Genomic DNA, 20,839 nt, shown 5'->3' with positions numbered 1-20,839 from the left:
TGCTAGGAGCTGTGTGCTCGCTATTGGACCGCTGCTAGGACTGTAGCTGCTTTATGGTTGGTCATTTGAGGGGGCGATTTTGTTTGCTGACTCAAGCTTATGCCATCGAGTTCTTGAGGGCTTAGCCTCCTAGGCACGATTTATCGGCAGCTCATCTCACTTTTAATCCTATTCCGATGTTTTGCTTAGTACCGGACTTTCATAATTCACCTCAATGAGCGCCCCATCTGAACTCATCGATTGGCGGCAATTCAATGAGGTATAGACATGACTATCTCCAAAAAACATTTGTGTGCCCTGTTGGCAGGTTCGGCTGCAGCGCTAGCCGCACCGTTCATTTACGCGACCGGTATGCAGCCTGAGACCTCTGTGGTGATATTGTATGAGGCCGAAGGTGAAACCAGCATCAACGTCAAGAACACCGACGGCACTCCGGCACTGTTGTATTCGACTATCGAGAATATTCCCGAGGACACCGAGCCCCTGGTAGTGCTGACTCCACCCGTCACCCGTGTTGAGGCCGGTGAAACCCAGCTTGTGCGTTTCCTGCGTCAAGGAGGCGAGCCGGTGACAACCCAGCGACTCAAGCGCGTAATCTTTGAAGGCATCGCTCCAAAACTCAACAGCCAAGGTCGCTCGACTGTCGGTGTCAGCATGCGTCAGAACCTACCTTTGATCGTTCACCCCAAAGGTCTGGAGCCTAACCGTGAGCCTTGGAAGTTGCTGAAATGGGGTATCCATAACGGCAAGCTGGTGGTAATCAACAACAGCGCCTATGTCGTGCGGTTGTCTCAAGAGCTGAAACTCAAGCCTTCGGGCAAGACGGCCTTGCTGCCACGCACCTATGTCCTGCCTGGTGAGACATTGAAGATGGCGTTGGCACCTGAAGCTATCCACTCAAGCTCGGTAACCATCGGCCCTGGCACGGTCTATGGTTTCTCTGTCGATAAGTACGAAGCGCCTATCGATGCCACTACTAGTTACTGAGCACGCGCAATAGTCAACAGCTTTTGCACTCCCCGCCTGTTTCTACCTAGCAGTCCTAAACCATGAAAAAGCCTTTCCTGGCTACCTATAAGGGTGGCCGCTGCAAACTCGTGCCTGAACAAAGCACGCGCCCTTTCCTACCGATCTTTGCGCCCCTTGCGTACGCGATCTGGAACGCACTCTTGCTTACGCCGATTGCCGCCCAGGCGGACATGTTGCAGAGGGCTGGGCAAGCCAGCGGCGATTTCGCAAGGTTCGATATGCAAACCCTTAAAGCACGCGGCATTGACCCCAAACTGGCTGATTATTTTCGCGAGCCCGCGCGGTTTACGGAGGGCGCGCACGTGGCTTCACTGGTGGTTAACGGGGTCAAGCTGGGCAGAGTGGATGCCCGGTTCGACAACCACGGAGAGCTGTATTTTGACGAGGCATTGCTGACCAAGGCCCGTCTGAAGGTTCCCGGTTCGCAGTACGTGCTGAGTTCAAAGGACGCCACCGAAAAACGTTATGACTTTGTGGCAGCGTACCCGCAAACCGAGGTCAGCCTGCACCCGAACAAGGATGAGATTTTTCTAGTGGTCCCGCAGCATGCCTTACAGAGCGATGCGTCCCAGACTACGAACTTCAGCAGTGGTGGCACTGCTGCCCTTTTCAACTATGACGTAATGGCCATGCGTTCGGAATTCGGTTCGCAGTCTAGCGACTACCTGTCGGGCTCGACCGATCTGGGGTTCAACATGAGTAACTGGATCGTTCGCAGTCACCAGCTTTATAGCAAGAGCGACGACAGAGAGAGCTTCGAACATTTATACGCATACGCGCAACGCACATTCACCGAGCAAAAGGCCCTGCTGCAGGTCGGGCAGATCAATATCAACAACCCGCTTTTTTCCGGGGGGGCGATTACCGGCGTGCAGATACTGCCCGAAACGGCGCTACTGGGGTCGGCCCGTTCCGGGGCACGGGTAGAGGGCATCGCCAATACACAATCCACGATAGAAGTACGTCAGGTCGGTGCGTTGATCTACACCACGATAGTGCCGGAAGGACCGTTCAGCCTGAGCGATATACCGTTGCTCAACAGCAACTCCGATCTGGACGTCAAAGTGCGAGACATCACTGGCGCAGAGCGAAACTACGTCGTGTCAGCAGCGTCATTTCGCAACGCTGTTACAGTCCGACCTGGTTACACCTTTTCTGCCGGCAAGATACGCAACCAGGGCGCCAATGATGAGAACCAACCCTGGGTGATTACCGGCACCGGTACCTGGGGCCTGAGTGAAAGCCTGACCGCTACTACCGGGCTGATGGCAGCCCCCGACTATCAATCCACCGGATGGGGCGTGGACACCAACCTCGCAAAGGACACCAGCCTGAGTGTGCGTAACCTCTACTCCCACACAGCCAAGGAAGACGTAAAAGGCACCCAGGCCAGTGTCACCTTGAGCACGCGTTTCACCGAGGCCGTGTCGGGCAGTGTGTCGGCTACCCGGCAGACCACCGGCTATCGAGAACTGTCCGACACCACATTGCGTGCTGATCACGATTGGTACAACCGCCGCTACAAGAGCCAATACAGTGCCTCGCTGGGCTGGTCCAATAGCACGCTGGGCAGCTTCAACGTGTCCATTTCACCCAGCCGTACCTTCAATGGCGACTCTACCAACCGCCTGGTGGGCTCCTGGGGGAAAACGTTCAAACATGCCACTGTGTCTGCCACCGTGGAAACCGCATTAAGCGGCTCGTCCAACAGTCAGGGTGACAGCGACGACGCAATCTACTTCAGCGTCAGCGTGCCCCTGGGCCAGTCCCGTAGCGTGCGCACCTATGCCAGCCGACGCGGCGACAACCAGCGTTTTGGTGCAACGTATTCCGAAACCATCAATGACCAGTTCAATTACCGTCTTAGCACCGAGAGCACTGGCGACCGGGGTGACAACTATTCTACCGCCAACCTCTCGGCCATTCCTCGCTTCACCAGCGTGGACCTGGGTTATGCCCAAGGCCCGGACAGCGAGAACTACAACGCTCGAGTCTCCGGCGGCGCAGTAGCACATCAAGATGGGGTGACCTTCTCGCCATATCCGGTGCAAGACACCTTCGGCATCGTGGACGTCGGCGACCTGTCCGGGGTCAAGGTGTCGACACCTTATGGCCCGGTATGGACTGACTACAAAGGCAAAGCAGTGGTACCACAACTGAGTGCCTATCGAGATAGCCGCGTCGAGGTGCAAACAAAATCGCTGCCGAAACGGATCGACCTACAGAACGGCTTCCAGAGAATTGGCGCCGGCCGTGGTTCGGTGAGTCACCTCGACTTCAAGGTCATCAAGGTTCAACGCATCCTGATTAACGCCTCCGACATAGCAGGACAACCGCTGCCCAAAGGTTCTTCGGTACTTGATGACAAAAACCACTTCCTTACGACGGTCCTGGACAAGGGCGTCATCTTTCTTTCTGACCTGGCCCCTACTGAAGTACTGAGGGTTTCTCTCACTGATGAAAAGTCCTGCCTGCTGAAGATCGACTTCCCCAAGGAGACTGACTATGACGCTTTTTACGATGTTGCACCGGCTGTTTGTCATGCGCCGTAGCACCAGTGCAGATTGCGCGCGATGGCTTGGCACTGCGCTTACCCTGGTTGCCAGTAGTACGTTCGCGGCCGACTGCGAAATGCGTTTGAGCAACCCGGAGGTCGATTACGGCACACTTAACCGGAGCGATATGGATATCCGCGGGAGTGCTCCGATTGCCCTCGGAAACCGGCAACTAAACCTGACGGTGGTCTGTCGCGAAGAAACCCGCTTTGGATTGCGGTTTGAGGGACAAGCGGCGGATTTGAATAGCTACCGGTTTGCCGATAAAGGCCATTTCACAATCACGCTGAGTAACGCAACGCTGGATGGAAATACCGTGCAACTCGCTCAGGCTGGCAGTGCCAGGCCGTTATCGCCAACGGAGCTACTGCGCCCAAATGAAGTGGTGACAACTATGGTTCAAGGTCAGCGGGCTGTTGGCAAAGTTTTTTTGGCTCAGGTTGAAATTCAAACGTATATCAGTGACACAGAGACATATGCGCGCGACATCACCGTACTTGAAGGGCTCGGTAGTTTGACACTGGATACACAATAGAAGATTGCATATCGACTTTTATTTTTAGGCTTGTTCCTAGAGCTTCGCAAACATTATTAATAAGAAAATAGCATTCAGCTGGAATGGAAGCCAGCCACTCTGCCATTGGAGCGGCCTACCTAACTTTTCGTAACGGAGAAATAAAAATGCGTTTCAATCCAAAACTCGCCGCATGGGCCTTCGCCACTACTGCGACAGCCTTTTCTTTGGGTGCACATGCTGCATCGGTTGAGGTAAAAGTAATTGGCACTATTATTCCGAACGCCTGCACTCCGACATTGGCGGGTGGTGGCACTATCGATTACGGCACACGCAGTTCTACTGACTTGAGCGCAAACGACTTTACCCTGTTGCCTGAAAAAAATGTTGCATTCACTATTGTTTGCAATGCACCGACAAAAGTTGCGCTGAAGGCTATAGATAATCGTGCGGGCACACGAGTCCCTGGAGCAGTAAAGAAAATCAGGCCAGCCTTGAATGAAGTCGGCGCCTTTGGTTTGGGCAATGCGTCCGGAAAAAATATTGGTGTTTATGCGATGACCTTAGCCGTAAATGACTTCACTGCTGACGGCGCCAAAGTTGAATCAACCTTCAGCAAAGACTCCGGCACTACATGGCTAAACTCAAGTTCAGGAGGTATTGCAAATGATGGTTCAGTTCTCATGTCATGGTCGGCAACAACTGCTGGCGCTCCAATCGCATTCAAGACTCTGTCAGGTACTTTAAACGTGCAGGCCGCGTTGAATAAAGGTTCTGAACTGGATCTGAGCAGCGATGTGTCTCTGGACGGTTCAGCCACGCTAGAGTTAGTCTATTTGTAATGCAAAATCGGCCCGTAGCGTTTATTCGCTACGGGCTTTTGCCCCACGCTATTTCTCTACTCATTCCCGGGCCTAACAATCTACTTCAGATGGCGACTTAAAATTCCAAATGTATTATCGATTGCGCAACGCCAGATATTATCATGCCCGCGACATACAACATCGGTCGCAGTACCCCCTACGTTTATTATCGTTCCGTCCTCGCTGACACGACTAAGACTCCAATCAGAAATTTGCAAAGCCATATCGCCATAGACAAACAAATGTCGCCTGGTACTGCATACAGGAAATCCGAGGCTGAAGAACCCTTCCTACTCAAGGGCAATGGCGTCTTTACCACGATGCATTTTCCCCGCCGCATCAATCATGATGCTGTCGGCGTGAAATAATCCTAACGCTGCTTTGATGTCTAGCGAGGTAGACCATCTTCCATAATAGAGAAAAACTCCTCGCCGTTCTCCTCGAGCCTCCGCTTTTTTCTGACATCATGATTTTCCTTTTACAGATTTCATGTAGCTGCCGCCAAAAAAACTCACAGGCAATAACTTGTGAGCTTTCTCAAATTCAAGAATAAACCTACGGATATGCGTAAAACTTCACAGGCTACTCTAGTGTCTTCATTATCTTGAACAACCCATTGTTAGAGGTTATTCCTAGTTTGCGAAAAGCTGTGGCTTTCTGCGTGCTGATGGTTTTTATACTACGGTTGAACTTCTCGGCGATTTCCGTGATGGTCATGCCGTCGAGATAACAGCGGATCACCTCCTGCTCACGCGCCGACAGTAAAGCCAATTGCAGCACGTTAGTGTCACTGCTGATTAATTGAGGTGAATTGTCACTTTGCTGGATGCCATCGACTACTTTATAAGAAGCTTCTGCACTTAGGTAAATAGCTCCGGAAGCAACCACCCGGATAGCCTTGGCGAGGCATGTCAGATCCTCATCCTTGCCAATGAATCCGCGCGCTCCAACCCGCAGGGCCAGCGAGACAGTGGCAGGATCGTGGTGAGTTGAGAGCACCAGGATCCGGCAGGCAGGAAAGCGAACCCGCAAAGCGCGAATCAGTGAAACACCATCAAGCTCGTCGCGACCGAGAACGAAGTCCAGCAAAAGCACATCGACGGGCACTGTAGACATGCCGCGCATCAGTTCCCGGCTGTTTTTATATATCCCGACGATCTCTATGCCGGGGGCGTCGCCTAGGTGACTGGCAAGACCTTGGCGAACGACAGCATGGTCGTCGAGTAATGCAACACGTATAGACTTCATGGCGTTCAGACGTCACTCGGTATGGACCAGGTAACTCAAAGACTAAAATGAGAATAGTCAATACTGGCACCTGATCGAGAATTTTTAAGTACAAACACACAGTTCTGGAAAGTCGCACCCAGGCTTTTGTCGTGCACTATCGCGCGACGAGTCTCAGGAAATCAGCCTGCTCCAATGGAGGGGCCAGAGCCAATCCTTGTCCGGCGCTGCAACCTAGACGGTTGAGCATCTCGATGCTGGATGGGTCCTCAATACCCTCGGTCACCAGATTCAAGTTGAAGTAGCGGGCAAGGTTAACGATGCCGGAAATGATCTCGCTCGATTGTGGCGATTGCTCAGCAATTCCAGCTAACTTTCCGTCGACTTTCATCTCATCGAAGGGTATGTGCGTCAACAGAGCGAGCGTTGCGGCGCCGGCACCGAAGTCTCCGAGCGAAATCAGAAAACCTTTCGCTCGGAGTGCCATGATGGACGCTGACAACACCAGTTCGTTTCCAGGGGTGATTTGCTCAGTCAGCTCGATCTTCAATCGCCGGGCAGGCAAACCGGCCTTGTGCATCTTGATTGCCAACCGGGTAGCCAGTCCGGTGGCACACAGCGTGCGGGCCGAGGCATTTATAGCGATGGGAATATCTATACCCAGACGATCGAGCGTACCGAGGACTTCAATCACCGCTCTCTCTACATGACTGAACAGCAAGAGGCCTAACCCTAACTGGTCGACCATCGGGATCAGGATCAACGGGGGGATGTCGCCGTGGATTGGGTGTTGCCAGCGTATCAGCGCTTCGGCACCGATCACTTGACGACTGGCCAAGTTATATTGCGGCTGCAGCACCACACGCAGATTTTCACCCGACGTTATCACTGACACGACCTCGTCTTCGCTGATCAACAACTCAAATCTGTCAGATTGCGACAGCTGCGGTAGCAAGTGTTCGGCAGTAGCAAGCTTTTCGAGTACTTGTAGAAGCTGAGTGGGATGATTCTCGGCAACGATCTCAACCCGTATGCCCGATGCTCTGGCGAGTCGGGCATACGAGGCCAAGGCTATACTGGAAATACCTTTGACGATATCCGTACGGCCCTGCTCGATGGCAGCGGCCGACGAAGTCGCATCATCAAGCGCACAGGCCTTTATGGTCCAGACAATATGGGGAGCTCTGCGTACCCGGCCGTAGGCGTTAAGTTCACCGACCCAACACGGTAGCATCAGACTGTCGACATGATCAGCATGAATCTCGGCCATAACGATGTCCATAGGTTGCTTACGCAGGCGCAGCCTGCTCAGCGACTCAACGTGCTCGATATGGAAAAGACCACTACCGTTCAGGCGCTCTGTCATGCGTAACACATATTGTTCATCGTGGCTTAATACGACCAGATTGACTCGGGGGGGAGGCGTTAGAGTAAGGGGCGAGTTTTTCAACTTGACGATCGCTTCATGAGTGTACTGACAACTCATTTAAACAACGCCCGATCATTTCAGACTATAAGACTGCTCTTAAAAATAATGTGAGATGACAACTCTTATTCTTATCTCGCTCGTGGCGCGCGAGCAGTACAGTATAATTGACGGCCGCTCATGCCAACGGTAGGGTTTCGATCAAAAGCGTGAGGTCATTCACTGCTTTCCAGGAGGCATGGCCGTGAGAAAAAATGCAGAAAAATCCGACAGGTCGGCTGTTATCTTCAATATTGACTTTTTCCAAGCGAAGTACCAGGTGAAAGCACCATGAAGCGGAGAGCGGCGTTTTGGCCAGCGATTTTATTGGTCTGGTTACCGTCAGTTTTCTCCCATCCTCTGGATCTCACCCCTGAAGAACGCGCCTGGATTGCTGCAAACCCGGTCGTCCATGTGGCGGTCGAGCCTAACTGGAAGCCGATACAATATGTGGAGGACGGTCAGCTCATGGGACTGGCCACCGAGTACATAGACTTCATCGAACACAGCACAGGCCTTCGATTTGAGCCTGTGCCCGATTCGGGTCTCGGTCGGAGTAGGATAGAGAAGTTTCAGCGGGGCGAAGTAGATGTTCTTCCCGGGATCACGCCGATGTTTGCGCAGCAATCGATTATCGACGCAGCCCTCTTCACCAACACCTATTATACGGGCGCAACAATAGTTGTAACACGTAAAAACAGTCAGGCGGTGTTCGATCTACATCGACTAGACGGGCATATTGTTGCCGTCAAGAAGGGCAGCTCATATGAGAGCGCAATCAGAGCACTCTACCCAGCTGTCAAAATCCTTGGGACGAAAACGTCCGAAGATTCGCTTACTGCAGTCATTGACAAGCAGGCTGATGCGGCGCTAGACGTTGCACCTGTGCTGCTGCCTTTTTTACGTAGCAAATATGATGAGGAACTGTATGTATCCGGTGGGATAGCCCGTTTGCCAATGGAACTTTCCATGGCTGTACGACGTGATCTGCCCATCTTACGTGACATTATAGACAAGGTGCTAGCATCTCTGACCGCGGAGCAAATCGATGCGATGGTCCAGAACGAGCTCGAGTCGGCCAACAACTATGGCAGGCCGTCGCTAGACGTACTATTGCGCTATTACGGCCTCCAAATGGCACTGGTCTTGACTGGACTATTGTTGATCGCAGGATTTGCGGTTCACGCTAGGCAGCAACGGCGACTGGCCATGCGAAGCGAGAAAGAGAAAACTATGTTTCTGGCCGTCCTCAGCCATGAGATTCGCTCGCCGATGAATGCCATCCTCGCCTCCATGGAGTTGCTGATGCAGCGTCCCGAGCTGCCAGAAGAGTCTCTTCGTTTACTGGCGGTTGCTTCCAGCGGTGCGGAGAACTTGTTGTATTTGTTGGATGACGTTCTGGACATTTCCAAGCTCGAGGCCGGACGGCTTCAACTGGATCTGGGGCCCGTCGATATCATGGAGCTGACCCGCTCAGTTGTGGATTTGCTGGCGCTGAAAGCGAAGAACGGAGTTGAGCTTGAGCTGATACAAGAACACCCCATTGAACCCCATCTGATGCTGGATAGGTTTCGCGTTGAACAGGTGTTGCATAACCTCATCTCAAATGCGATCAAGTTCACGCCTGAAGGTGGCGTGACGATCAGTATACGGTTGGATCCCAGCCCTCCCCCGCTAAACCGGCATCAATTACAAATCCGCATAGTGGATACAGGTATCGGAATAGACGCCGACTCTCTTCAACGGCTTTTTCAACCATACACCCAAGCAAGCACGAATACTGCGCGCAAGTTTGGTGGCACCGGGCTTGGCTTGACCATCTGCAGGCAACTATTGGAATTGATGGGTGGTTCTATAGATCTCGAGAGCGAGCCTGGTAAAGGCTCTATCGCCTCAGTGCGGCTACCCTGTGATATTTACGTTCCGCCGCTCCACCTACAAGAACAGGGCCTATCCAGACAACAATTTGATGTGCCAGCGACGGAGCGTGTACTCAGGGTCTTGCTGGTAGAGGATATGCCTGCGAATCAAGCCGTCCTCCACGCCCAGCTCGAAGTCTTGGGCTACAGCCCGACACTCGCACCCGATGGGGAACAAGCCTTGTTTGCACTTGAGCAAAACACGTTTGACATTGTGTTATTAGACTGTGATCTCCCGAGCATTTCCGGTTATGAGGTGGCCCGCCAGTGGCGAGCCATAGAGTCGTCGCTCGCCCTTGTACCTACGCCAATCATGGCGATCTCCGCATCGACCGATGATGAACACACCACCACCTGCTTCGAAGCAGGCATGGACGGCGTACTGAAAAAACCCATCAAGCTGGGCAAGTTAAGAGATGCACTTCAACTCTGGACAGATTTGCCACTGGCACATATTGATGATGAGGCCGCATTCGTTACAGATGAACGAACAGCTTTCGCGCACCTTTGGAGCGACGTGCATGCGTTACGGGCCGCAGTTGAAATGGCTGACATGGAAGACGCGACTCATTACGCGCATCGATTGTTTGGTGCCTTCGCGATATTGAAACAACCCGATATGGCATCGTTGGCGAAATCAATGGAGGCCCGCCTCAAGGTCGGGGCCTTTAGCTCTGTACAGACGGATCTTCTCACATTGGAGCAGCTACTGGGGCAATATGCGTCATCCACAGGATCAGACAGAATTTCACCATGAGGGGATGATTGAACGCCTTTTAATCCCATTCCGATAGTCTGCACTCTGCACGACTACGTACAGTATTTGGCATCAATATATTTCTATGGGCAGATACGATGCCATCGAGTCCGATGCAGACGGAGCATTACAAAACTTTGCCTCAGGTGCTGATTGTAGGAGCAGTTGACGTTATCGGCTACAGCCCATCTTTCACCTACGAGGCGCAGTTCGTAGCGAACTTGAGTGCAGCTGCAATTCTACTGGCCACGCGACGGTTTGACGTCGTGCTGAACAGTATCTCGGCGGAGCGTACCGAGGGGCTAGCATTGCCGTCATTGCTGCTGGATCTTAGGCGGCAATGCATATTGTCGAATTTGCCTGTTGTCATATGGTACAACGCACAGGAGCAGAATTCCCTGGAATGGCATGCACGAGTAGCCGGACGTGCGGGTGTAAAAGTCCTGCTCTTCGACTTGGCTAGTGCAAATATCGATATGAATGTCGCCTGCGCGCTCTTGGAGAGCACTCATGTCGGGCCAGGCCAGCACAGCAAAAATCAAGCGCCCAGCGCAGTTGAGCTGATGCGCGCCCTGATGGCCAATATCGACCTCAGAATAGTGCTGCAACCACAACTCAACCTGCAAACCGGCGAGATCGTAGGTGCCGAAGCGCTGGCGCGTTGGAACCATGTATCCAAAGGTAATATTGCGCCGGCAACCTTTGTGCCGTTGGCCCGCCAAGCCGGTGTGGAGCTACTGCTCTTCCACACAGTGCTGACTAGAGTGATTGCGCTGTTGAGCGATCTGCACCGTCAAGGTATTGCGGTGCCGATAGCGGTAAATGCATCAGCCTCGATATTATCCACGACTGGGATTGGTCAATCACTCGCGCGAAGGCTTCGAGAAGCAGACGTGCCCACTTCACTGCTGACGATCGAATTGACGGAAGATGTGCCAGTTCATGATTGGCTTGCCTTGTCGATGGAGTTGGGTTCTCTGCGCATGTGGGGCTTTCCGATTGCAATGGACGATTTTGGGTGTGGCTTTGCTTCGATAGACCTGTTGACTCAAATGCCATTTTCCAAACTCAAAATTGATGGCCGCTTCGTACAAGGTATGGCCGATGACTGCGGCTGTTGTGCGGCAGTCTGCGCGGCGATTTCGATAGGCCAGGCCATGGACCTGGATGTCATCGCCGAAGGGATTGAATCTTCGTCGCAGGTTGAGGCGTTGCTCAAGTACGGGTACCGCACGGGACAGGGCTTTGCCTTGTCGTTACCTCTGGAGGTGGACGAATTCATACGCGCGCTCGCCACCGGAGCCTGAGAGCTATTACGGCGACGACGTATTCGAGCAACTGCGCCTGACGCTCGAAGAGTGGCAGATCAGTGTCTCGCTACTACCCGCCGGTCGTACCCTTCCCTGTACACCGCAAGCCACCAGTCATCCCGGTATCGGCTCCAAAGCCCGGCAGTAATCCGCGAATCAGGCTGGGCAAGTAGGCTCACCATGGTTGAGGCCCTGGAGCAGGCGTTGGCTGTACAGGCTCGCCTTGCCATCGCGCCAGGTCAGGGTTAATACATATAGCGTGTCGAAATCATCACGCCTCCAATCCTCGGCGATCATCCCCTCCTCACCAAGGGCCTTGCCTGCTACGGCATTGATCAGTTCCGGGAGATAACCACGAGACCAGGCGGTGTAGACCGTCGCGTTGTGATATTTCTTGCGCAGTAGCTCGTCCGCCAGTTCGTCAGTGTCGTTTGCCCCAAAGTCGATATTTACCGACAGGCCAAGGCGGATGGCGCTGGGGCCGATAGTCATCAGCGGGCGAATATAGCTATAGCGTTGGTCCTGACGCCCCTCCTTAACATATCGCGAGGGGTTGGCAGCGAACACGTAGTCGGCTTTGCCGAAACGCTCAGGCAGCATTATAGCGAGGTCCAGGGCGCGATTGAGCCCTTGGCAGTTCAGCTGCCCCAATCCCTCGCTGGGTTTTTCGGCGTGGCGCACGAATACCAGAGTCTGGGTGCCGTCCGTCGGTTTGACCTGACGTTCACTCCCCACTAGGGATGGCTGCACGGTTATGGCGGCAAGTCCCAGGATCGGCACCACGTGACGAAGGGACAGAAAGACAGATTTAAGGCGGGGAGGTAATTTATCCAACTTGAATATCGCTTGATGTTTAATAAGACAACATACTTAAGCAAAGACCATCATAGGGTTCTATAGGACTACACCTAAATTATTCAGCTTGCTGCTTTGAACCAATGGCGACGAATAAACAAATCAGCGCGCACTCTGCTTAGGTGGAGCTAGTACTGCCATGTCGGCGCGGAACGCACAGGAATCAACGGCTCATCAAAACCGGTATAAGGTGTTCCGATAGGAACTGCCCCGCCCTCCTCATCCATAAGTCGACTATTACGCATCGGATGCCAGAGAGTAGGTTTTAATGCTGCCTTTAAGTGTCAACTGTGGCTGTAACTGTCATCGTCGCAATGCAGTACCGCCGCTATAGGAAATTCAATAGTAGTTACGACATGTAGTATGACCAAGAAATCTGCATTTCCAATGCGGCGGGCGAATGCTCTGCTGTACAACGTACCGAACGAAAAGTTTGGCTCCAGGTACGTGGAATCTTTCGTTGCTGCAATGAGCTGGATTCAATAGGAGGCGGAGAAAAGTTGGTGTGTGCCAATGAGCAGTACTACCTGCTAAGAACTGGAGCGCCTACCTCATTGGAGCGCATCGACGCGGAGACTTTTATCAACGCCGCTATAAGCTGTGGAATACATGGTGAAATGAACCTGAACTTATCGCCCGTCGCAAGATTAGTGTAATCAGCAACCTGGAGTAAGTTCGGAATGAACGGTCGCACCATCTACCTTTTCATGTGGGGATATCAAGGCGCTTGACTCGCATCTAACCGGAGTCAGCACAGGGATACTCCTGATCAGGAGCGACAATTGTAAACCTGTGAGTCAATTTTGCGCAGGGCTGTTTATTCCATGCATCACTGTGGCGAGGGAGCTTGCTCCCTCACCACAGATTATCGCTGGACAACTTCCCTGGGTTAGAAGCGGAAGGTAAAGCCCGCGTTGATCCCGTTGTTGTTACCGCGGTTGGACAGCAAACCGCTGTAGCTCAACGACACCAGCGTGTCCTGGGTCAGGGCCATTTCCGCACTGGCCTTGATGATCGCACCGTCGCGAGCCACCGGCACACTATTGACCGCAAAGGCGTTGTCGCTACCAGTGAATTTCAGCGAAGCCTCACGATCGGTATCACCGAACTGATGTGCCCAGCCCAACTCGCCACGCAAGGTCACCGCCGACGTGCTGCTGACCGGCAGTTGGGTGTGAGCCCTCAGACCCAGGGTGGAGAGCGTTGCATCCTGGCTTTGCTTGCTGGCATGCAGGGCCGCGGCGCCACCTTTCTCCTTGAACGAATCGCTCTGGTAGTTCAGGTAGGTCAGGTTGGCAAAGGGTTCGAACGCGGCCCACTGGGTATAACCGATCTCGGCGAACACTTGATCGGTGCGTGCGCTGTAGTCGGCTCGTTCATGGTCCGACTGGCTGGCGTAAACCACGCGCCGTGAGGTGTCCAGACGGTGCCAGGTGGTGGCACCGCCCAAGTGCAGGGCAATCGCATCGAAACGTTTGCCGCTGTAGATCGACAGGTGATAGTTGTCGCTGTCCGCCGAGGCCGACGACTCGCCATTGAGGTGGCTCTGGGTGTAGCCGGTGGCCGCACCCACGCGCCAGCCATCGCCTACATCCGTGTCCAGACCCAATAGCACGCCGCTGGTGGACGACGAATAGCCACTGGCATTGTTGTCACCGCTGACGTTATCGCGACCGCCCAGCAGTTGCACCCAGCCGCCGTTGTCGGTGGCCAGGATCTGCGCGCTGGAGTCCTGCGCCTGAGCCTGTTGCAGGCGGCCGTTGACGGCTTCGCGAATGTAACGGCTGTCGGCCATTTGCGCCGCCGCCACATCCGATTGCAGTTGCCCCGACAGTTGTTTGAACGCCTCCCGCGCCTGGGCTGCCGAGTCGGAAGCCAGCAGGCTTTCATACACCGGGCTGCCGGCGCCCAATGTTTCGGCCACTGTCGCCACTGCATGTTCATTACGCGTTTGCGCGACGCTGGCGAAGGTCGTCTGGTTGCGTGCTACCGCCAGGGTCAGTTGGTTCGGTTGGTAATTGAGCTGGGTACCGATGAACAGGTAATTGGGCGAGATCGCCGAAAACTGGCCATTGATGCCTTGGCTGGCGCTGAGGATGTTGAACTGCTGGCCCAGCAAGCTACGTGTCTCGGTGAAGGTCAACAGGTTGGGACTGTTTTCCAGGGACACCGTCACCGCACCACCGTTGAGTGTGGCGACACCGCTGCTCTGGATCTGGTCGCTCCGGCCATTGGGGCCCACTTCCACGGCGTACACCGAGCCCGGGTTGAACGTCACATAGCCGGTGTGCAGCGTGCCGATCGAATGACCTGGCGCCACACGGCCGCCAGTATTGACGGTCAAGGCCCCCACCGTACCGTTGCCGGCCAGTGTGCCGCCCAGGGTGGTTGTCACGCCGTTGTCCGCGTTCACGGTGCCTACGGCGCTGCCATCCACGGTCACGCCAGAGGTCAGCGAGCCATTGACCGACAGCTTGCCGCCGCGTACCCAGGTGCTGCCCGAATAGGTGTTCTGGCCTTCCAGCACCAGTTCACCGTCCCCCGACTTGGCCAGGCTACCGACATAGGTCGTGCCGGTGAGCAGGTCCTTGGCACGCGCCAGCATAGCCAACTCCCGCGCGTTGCCGATTTCATATTGGAACTGATCGTCAGCCGAGGCATTGGCCGGCAGGCCGTTGAGCCAGCCTTTTTGCTGTTTGGTGGCCGCCCAGGTTGCCTGCTCGGCAGCGTCTTCTAGCCGACGGGCGCGGATCGCCTCATCGGAAATCGGGTTAGCCCAGATGTCACGAGTACCGGTGGGTAAGGCCACCGCCACCGAATCGAGGAACTGCCCCGGCCCCTGCATGGCTTTTTGCAGGTTGGGCAAGCCCCAGCCACTGACCACTCCCGGTACCTGCGGCGTACCCCGCGCAGCGTCGTGCACCGGTTGCAGTTTGCCGTAGGTGCGGCCGCCGTACAGGGTACCCACGGGCGTGTCCAGACCGTCCGGCGCTTGCAGGCTGGAGGTGGTCAGCAACACATCGCGGGCCTGACTGGCGGTCATGTAAGGGAAGCGCTGAATCACCAGCGCCAACGCCCCGGAGACGCTCGGCGCGGCGGCCGAGGTGCCGTTGGCATTTGGGATAATTTCGCCTTCCGGCCCCGTGGATGGAATCCCCGAAACGCCCATCACACACCACCACTTCGACGTGCCGCAACGGTTGTAGACCTGAGCGCTGGTCTCGTCGTAACCGGTGATCGAAAGGAATTTGGTTTCGATATCGGGTTTGAAAAACGGCAGGTTGGCGTTGGTATCCGGGTTGGCCCCGTGGCTGTCGTTACCCGCAGAAATGATCTGAATGAACGTGTTTTGCCGTGCTGCGTCGGCCATCGCGTCCATCCAGGTTTTTTGCCCGGCGTGGGCCTTGTCCCAAAACGGGCGATAAGCGGCGGTCATGTCGCGCAAGTTGTCCGCCGCGCTGTCGCCGACATTGCCGAAGTGGTTCTCTACATCGTTGCGCGAGTTTTGCCCCCAACTCTGGTTGACGATCGACACATTCTTTGCGGCCAGGGCGTTGTAGCTGGCCATGAAGGCGTTGTAGTCGAGGTCATTGGAGCCTTGGTACCGATCGTTGTCGCTGCCACCTGTGTTGGCGACAAAGATATTCGCATCGAAGGCAATGCCGTGCATACCGGTGCCATTGCGGCTGGCCCCAAGCACGCCGGACATTTCCGTACCGTGGCCATCGTTGAACGCCGGGTCATATTCTCCTGAGATATTGAAATGTTCACCCTGCTGGAACTCGCCGCTGGGCACTTCAAGACGGTAGCGCGGATGGGTAGCGTAGTACTCGCCGGTAGAAGTCACCGTCTGCACCCGGTCCTGGCCCTGGGCATTCTTGCCCTGGAACTCAAAATGCTCGGCGAGGACCCCCGAGTCGAGCACGCCGACATTCACGCCCTTACCGGTGATGCCCAAGGCATAAGCATAGTATGCATTGGTGCGGTCCAGGCCAGAGTTAACCTGGGCTTCCGGAGTCTTCCAGGTTTGTGCGTTGGCGCTCCAGTCACGTGTAGCACCCGCCCAGGATTGACCTGCATTCAGTTGCCCGTTGAGGTTGCTGCTGACGCCCGGTTCTACATAGACATAGGGCTTGGCGGCGGGCAAATTGGAGATGATTGCCTTGGAAAAATCGAGAATATCGGTGGTGTAACGGCCGTTGTTGCTGAACAACCGGCTGCGGTATTTGTCCAGAGGCGAGTCGTAGTCCAACGGCCGCTTGGTATCACCAAGCATGGCGCTGATGGTCAGGTTTTCTGGTTGCAGTTCGTAGTTCTGCTTGAGGGCCGAGTCAAACTTGCCGGACTGGGCGGCAAAATCCTTGGCCGCTAAATCGACGATCTCCGCGTCTTTAAACCGCAGCCCCTTATATACGTCGGTTTTGGGGCCAAACGAGGCAACGGCTTTCCTGAACGCAGCTTCAAGCACCTGAGACGTATAGGGATTATTGGCTGCTGGCGCTTCTTGCGCAAAAGCCACGCCTGCCTCGCTCATCAACAAGGTAACAGCCCAAGTGATGGGTGTGAGCCTCCATTGTCGTGCTGTGAGTAGATGTTTTTTTATACGACTTGAATCATGATCTGAAATACTCATTATGCTCCCCTCGAACATGTAATTATTTCTAAATGCGTGTCATCGGTTTTTTATTTTTTATAGGCAGAAAGCAACTTGATCATTTCGGGATTCGAGCTCCGCATTAATATATTTATCACAGGCCAGCACTGCGACTTTTTTGTGCGGACAACCAAGAAGCAGGGCGCCACTTGGTAACTTCAATAGCGTTTTTATCGCTGCAACAGGGTTTGGCTTTAAATAAAATTCTGTGGTTATAATTCCCTCATCAAAGTGGTGCAGTAGGCCTTCTCAAGACAATACCGTGATACAAGTCGTTAAATATTTAGGAATAGTCTGAAAAACGAAAAGCGAACGGATATTAGGGAGAGTACCTCAGCCGAAACCCTCTTCTTATTTGCAGTAAGAGCTGCCCTTCGAGGAACAGATTTAGGTCAACCTTGAACAGCTACACTTTAGCCTTGCTGCCCACAGGACGGCAAAATACCGGGACTTCCAGCCAAAAGTTTTCACGCACGTAGTCCACGCTTGCACTCATCCCCCCATCGAAGATCGCTGACTCCCTCACCCCGGTATCCGTTTTTTGGCTAGCTGCTAAGTAGCATCCAAGATCCCGGCGTCACCAAAAAACGATGTGACTCCGGAAAATGGTTGCCAGCAAGGGACACCTTGCCCCCCGAATCACGATTCCAGTACGACAAGAAATGCCAACACGTGCGGATACGGGAAATTGATCGCGGCGTTACCGATGATCTAGTGCTCACGTGTAACCCGCGGCACGAGGCTAACGCGGGCCTCGGAAAACTCGGTCTATGAACATCAATCGATGAACAGTTGCGATCATTTGAGGCGTACTGAATCAGTATTATTGAGCTACTGATCTGCTTATGAACATCTGACATCGCCCACTTGTTAAATGACGTATAGCGCCCGGGATTTGCTTGAGCAGGAAATGCGCTCGAGTGGCTAACGCACCTTGCCCTTTCAGATCAAACCGACCGGCCATGTACTTGGGGACAGTCAGTGCCAGCGCGACGACAGCCAACACCAGCGGTAAAAGCGAAACCCACAGCACTGTATTCCAGCCATAAGCCGACAGCAGCCCACTCGACGAAAAAGACCCGACCGCCATCACGCCGAACACGATGAAATCGTTGAGCGATTGAACGCGTGCTTTCTCTTCATGCCGATGGCATTTCCAGCACCAGTGCGGACGCGCCCAGCAATCCAAAATCCCACCAAGCCCCAGCAGGATCAGCGACCCGTCGAATTGCAGTCCCAGATTGGCCGAGGCATTGCTAATGCCTGCAGAGGTGCATGGCCAATTCCGAGCGGACACCCTCTTCCAAGCTCTTCAGCCGTCGGCATCGGCAGTCTGTTGGGGCAGTGTTGAGATCATGGTTCTTCATGGGTGTCGAGTACCTACAGCAAGGTCGTCATCACGGGTCAATGCGCGCAGCGGCGTGCTCACCTGCGATGCTCAATACCATGCGGAATTTGACGTCGCCGGACTTCATCCGTTGGTAGGCTTCATTGGCCTGTTCGAAGGGCATCACTTCGATCCTCGGGCGTACGTCAGCCAGCACGCTGAAATCCAGGGTCCTTTCGTTTTCGTAGGGCGAGCCGGTGATCGAACCCAGCAGGCTGCGCTCACCCACGACCAGGTGGCCGGTCGACACCGGCAACGGATCTTTGCCCGCTCCAAGCAGAACAAGACGGCCTTGTGGTGCGAGCCCGGCCATGAGCGCCGATACGGTAGCAGGGGCGCTGATCGTACTCACGATGGCCTGAGCGCCGCCCATTTCCTTGAGCTTCGTCGCCGCGTCTTCTTCATGGGTGTCGATGTAGACATGTGCTCCGAGGTTCAATGCGTCGTCGGCGATATCAGTGCCGCGCCCGATGGCAACCACGCGAAACCCCATCCGGCGCGCGTACTGCAGGGCCATATGCCCCAGGCCGCCAATACCAAAGATGGCAACCGTATCGCCCGCCTGCGCACCGCACTTCTTCAACGCATTGAACGTGGCGATGCCGGCGCAAAGCAACGGCGCGGCTTCCTCGGCAAGGAGTTCGTCAGGAATCGATACCAACCCGGAGGCTCGCGCCAGCATCATTTCGGCATAACCACCGTCGCAAGTAGCGCCGACAAAGGGCTGGTGTTGGCACAGCTGAAAGTGCCCCTGGCGGCACGGTACACATTCGCCGCAAGGCCCGCCCAGGCGGCCCACGCCCACACGCTGGCCGACTTTCCAGAGCGATGGAACGTGCTCGCCCAGCGCGGCGATGCGGCCGACCACTTCATGACCCGGCACACGCGGCGGCTGCAGTGCAGGGTCTGCCCCTTCGATGTCGCCAATATCGGCACCACAGATGCCGCAGGCCTCCACGGCAATCAGCACCTGCCCACTACCAGGGGCAGTTGTTGGACGGTTAACCAGCTCCAGAAAGCCCGGTCGGGTGACTTGCATGGCACGGTATGTAGCGTTCATAGCCCTCGGCTCCTGAAAAGATAAAAAAATGGAAAAGTGTCAGGCCGAAACAACAACGAGTGCCGTCTTGCCTTGCGATCTCAGGTCAACGCTTCGATGGATTCAACGCAGCCGCACTGGCATGTTCAGTCAACGCCTTCACGCCCAGGCCGGCGGCCTCGACGGCCCCGGCCAAATAGCCGGAAAACTGCGGCGACCACTCGCTGGCGATGCCTGTCAGGCATCCCTGCCAGGGTCCCGAAGTTGCCTTGGCCGAGGGCGCTCGGGCATGCTGGGCCGCGGCATTTACATCGACTGCAGTGGCCGTAAGCGGGTCTTGCGCCCAGTCCTTGATGGCTTCGGCCTTGAGCGTCGCCGCCAGAGGGCCAAACATCCGGACCAGTTGCGCACGGCAGTGCGTGCGCAATACCTCGTCGGAGACCGTGCTGCGTACACGCGCCGGCACGCCCAGGAAGCCAAACAGCGCTGCGCTGCCACCCGGCATGGAGGCGTCATGGATTTCACCCAGTGGCCCACGTGCACTGCGGCCTTCACCGGACAACCCCTGCTCCCGCCAGAACGGTGTGTCATAGATGGCGACGTACTTGGCTTGAGGTGCCATCCACGTCGCCGTTTCACGCCACTGCAGGGCCAGCGATGCAGGCAAGGCCGGTTCGAATGCGATGGTGCTTTCGACCAGTCGAGGCGGCAGCGCCAGCAAGACATGCTCGGCCTGCCAGGCACTGACATGGCCTGCGGCGTTTTCGCTCTCAAGCTCGATACAGCCGTGGTGTTTGCGAAGTCGGCGCACCGTGTGGCCGGTGATGATGTTTGCCGGGGCGAGCTTATCTCGCAGGGCTTCGGTCAAGCGCCCCATGCCACCGGCCAGGCGCATGGACGCGGGCGAGTTCACGTAGCCACGCATGCGCACAGCAGGCTCCTCGGGTGAGCGCTCCACCATCATGTCGCCCTCCTCGAACTGCTCAAACCGCTCCAGGCCCAAGGCCTCCACCAGCCGGCCAAGCTCGTGTTGGTAGCCAGGCCAGAACCAGGTAGGGCCCAGGTCGAAGCGGTCGATGCCGTCGGTGTTCGCTGCAATGTGGGTAACGGCCTGGCCGGTGGCGTCGATGGACGCAATACGACCGCCGAGGACTTCCCTCCCCTCCAGCAACACATAATCCGTAATGCCTTGGCGCTCCAGCAGGTAGGCGGCGTACAGACCGCTCAAACCGGCGCCAACGATAGCAATGCGTACCGTGTGCATG

At 55.2% G+C, this 20,839-nt stretch carries 13 protein-coding genes; 6 read left to right on the top strand and 7 right to left on the bottom strand.

Annotated elements, in window-relative coordinates; genetic code table 11:
• The first annotated feature begins 267 nt into the window (after positions 1 to 267).
• The 4 genes from HX801_RS23290 to HX801_RS23275 all read left to right on the top strand — a co-directional run bounded on the left by HX801_RS23290 (position 268) and on the right by HX801_RS23275 (position 4,940).
• Positions 268 to 987, top strand: a complete 720-nt coding sequence (locus HX801_RS23290) for a fimbria/pilus chaperone family protein (protein ID WP_177022825.1) — start codon at positions 268 to 270, stop codon at positions 985 to 987.
• Between the two features lie 62 nt (positions 988 to 1,049).
• Positions 1,050 to 3,581 (top strand): fimbrial biogenesis usher protein, encoded by a 2,532-nt coding sequence (locus HX801_RS23285; RefSeq protein ID WP_177022824.1) that lies wholly within the window; start codon positions 1,050 to 1,052, stop codon positions 3,579 to 3,581.
• The gene (locus HX801_RS23280; protein WP_177022823.1) at positions 3,535 to 4,119 is read left to right on the top strand and encodes a hypothetical protein; all 585 of its coding nucleotides are present in this window, start codon (positions 3,535 to 3,537) and stop codon (positions 4,117 to 4,119) included. The genes HX801_RS23285 and HX801_RS23280 overlap by 47 nt, the downstream gene beginning before the upstream one ends.
• Before the next feature lie 146 nt (positions 4,120 to 4,265).
• Positions 4,266 to 4,940: a DUF1120 domain-containing protein gene (locus tag HX801_RS23275; RefSeq protein ID WP_177022822.1), complete on the top strand. Its 675-nt coding sequence runs from the start codon at positions 4,266 to 4,268 to the stop codon at positions 4,938 to 4,940.
• Positions 4,941 to 5,543: 603 nt separating this feature from the next.
• Here the strand turns inward: HX801_RS23275 and HX801_RS23270 are convergent.
• A complete protein-coding gene (locus tag HX801_RS23270) occupies positions 5,544 to 6,209 on the bottom strand; it encodes a response regulator transcription factor (RefSeq protein WP_177022821.1) in 666 nt (221 codons plus the stop codon).
• Between the two features lie 136 nt (positions 6,210 to 6,345).
• On the bottom strand, positions 6,346 to 7,674 hold the full coding sequence (locus HX801_RS23265) for an EAL domain-containing protein (RefSeq protein WP_177022820.1): 1,329 nt from the start codon (positions 7,672 to 7,674) through the stop codon (positions 6,346 to 6,348).
• Positions 7,675 to 7,944: 270 nt separating this feature from the next.
• Here HX801_RS23265 and HX801_RS23260 point away from each other — a divergent pair, with 270 nt between their 5' ends.
• Positions 7,945 to 10,329: an ATP-binding protein gene (locus HX801_RS23260; protein ID WP_177022819.1), complete on the top strand. Its 2,385-nt coding sequence runs from the start codon at positions 7,945 to 7,947 to the stop codon at positions 10,327 to 10,329.
• Between the two features lie 113 nt (positions 10,330 to 10,442).
• A complete protein-coding gene (locus tag HX801_RS23255) occupies positions 10,443 to 11,636 on the top strand; it encodes an EAL domain-containing protein (protein ID WP_177022818.1) in 1,194 nt (397 codons plus the stop codon).
• Positions 11,637 to 11,795: 159 nt separating this feature from the next.
• Here HX801_RS23255 and HX801_RS23250 read toward each other — a convergent pair whose 3' ends face one another.
• The 5 genes from HX801_RS23250 to HX801_RS23230 all read right to left on the bottom strand — a co-directional run bounded on the left by HX801_RS23250 (position 11,796) and on the right by HX801_RS23230 (position 20,838).
• On the bottom strand, positions 11,796 to 12,410 hold the full coding sequence (locus tag HX801_RS23250; protein WP_371316584.1) for a histidine phosphatase family protein: 615 nt from the start codon (positions 12,408 to 12,410) through the stop codon (positions 11,796 to 11,798).
• A 973-nt stretch (positions 12,411 to 13,383) separates the two neighbouring features.
• Complete coding sequence (locus HX801_RS23245; RefSeq protein WP_256344291.1) at positions 13,384 to 17,028, bottom strand: autotransporter domain-containing protein; 3,645 nt, start codon at positions 17,026 to 17,028, stop codon at positions 13,384 to 13,386.
• Positions 17,029 to 17,971: 943 nt separating this feature from the next.
• Positions 17,972 to 18,445 carry a hypothetical protein gene (locus tag HX801_RS32100; protein WP_256344290.1) on the bottom strand — a complete coding sequence of 158 codons (474 nt, stop codon included), beginning with the start codon at positions 18,443 to 18,445 and terminating at the stop codon, positions 17,972 to 17,974.
• A 100-nt stretch (positions 18,446 to 18,545) separates the two neighbouring features.
• A complete protein-coding gene (locus HX801_RS23235; protein WP_177022817.1) occupies positions 18,546 to 19,595 on the bottom strand; it encodes an alcohol dehydrogenase in 1,050 nt (349 codons plus the stop codon).
• Between the two features lie 85 nt (positions 19,596 to 19,680).
• Positions 19,681 to 20,838: an FAD-dependent oxidoreductase gene (locus HX801_RS23230; protein WP_218166125.1), complete on the bottom strand. Its 1,158-nt coding sequence runs from the start codon at positions 20,836 to 20,838 to the stop codon at positions 19,681 to 19,683.
• Position 20,839: the final 1 nt, after the last annotated feature.

Source organism: Pseudomonas sp. G1002 (genome assembly GCF_013385455.1).
Taxonomy (GTDB): domain Bacteria; phylum Pseudomonadota; class Gammaproteobacteria; order Pseudomonadales; family Pseudomonadaceae; genus Aquipseudomonas.
This window is presented reverse-complemented; position numbering and strand designations above follow the sequence as displayed.

Coding starts and splice junctions, on each gene's coding strand:
- HX801_RS23290 (WP_177022825.1), top strand. CDS start 268: ATGACTATCTCCAAAAAACATTTGTGTGCCCTGTTGGCAGGTTCGGCT.
- HX801_RS23285 (WP_177022824.1), top strand. CDS start 1,050: ATGAAAAAGCCTTTCCTGGCTACCTATAAGGGTGGCCGCTGCAAACTC.
- HX801_RS23280 (WP_177022823.1), top strand. CDS start 3,535: ATGACGCTTTTTACGATGTTGCACCGGCTGTTTGTCATGCGCCGTAGC.
- HX801_RS23275 (WP_177022822.1), top strand. CDS start 4,266: ATGCGTTTCAATCCAAAACTCGCCGCATGGGCCTTCGCCACTACTGCG.
- HX801_RS23270 (WP_177022821.1), bottom strand. CDS start 6,209: ATGAAGTCTATACGTGTTGCATTACTCGACGACCATGCTGTCGTTCGC.
- HX801_RS23265 (WP_177022820.1), bottom strand. CDS start 7,674: ATGAGTTGTCAGTACACTCATGAAGCGATCGTCAAGTTGAAAAACTCG.
- HX801_RS23260 (WP_177022819.1), top strand. CDS start 7,945: ATGAAGCGGAGAGCGGCGTTTTGGCCAGCGATTTTATTGGTCTGGTTA.
- HX801_RS23255 (WP_177022818.1), top strand. CDS start 10,443: ATGCAGACGGAGCATTACAAAACTTTGCCTCAGGTGCTGATTGTAGGA.
- HX801_RS23245 (WP_256344291.1), bottom strand. CDS start 17,028: ATGAGCGAGGCAGGCGTGGCTTTTGCGCAAGAAGCGCCAGCAGCCAAT.
- HX801_RS23235 (WP_177022817.1), bottom strand. CDS start 19,595: ATGAACGCTACATACCGTGCCATGCAAGTCACCCGACCGGGCTTTCTG.
- HX801_RS23230 (WP_218166125.1), bottom strand. CDS start 20,838: ATGCACACGGTACGCATTGCTATCGTTGGCGCCGGTTTGAGCGGTCTG.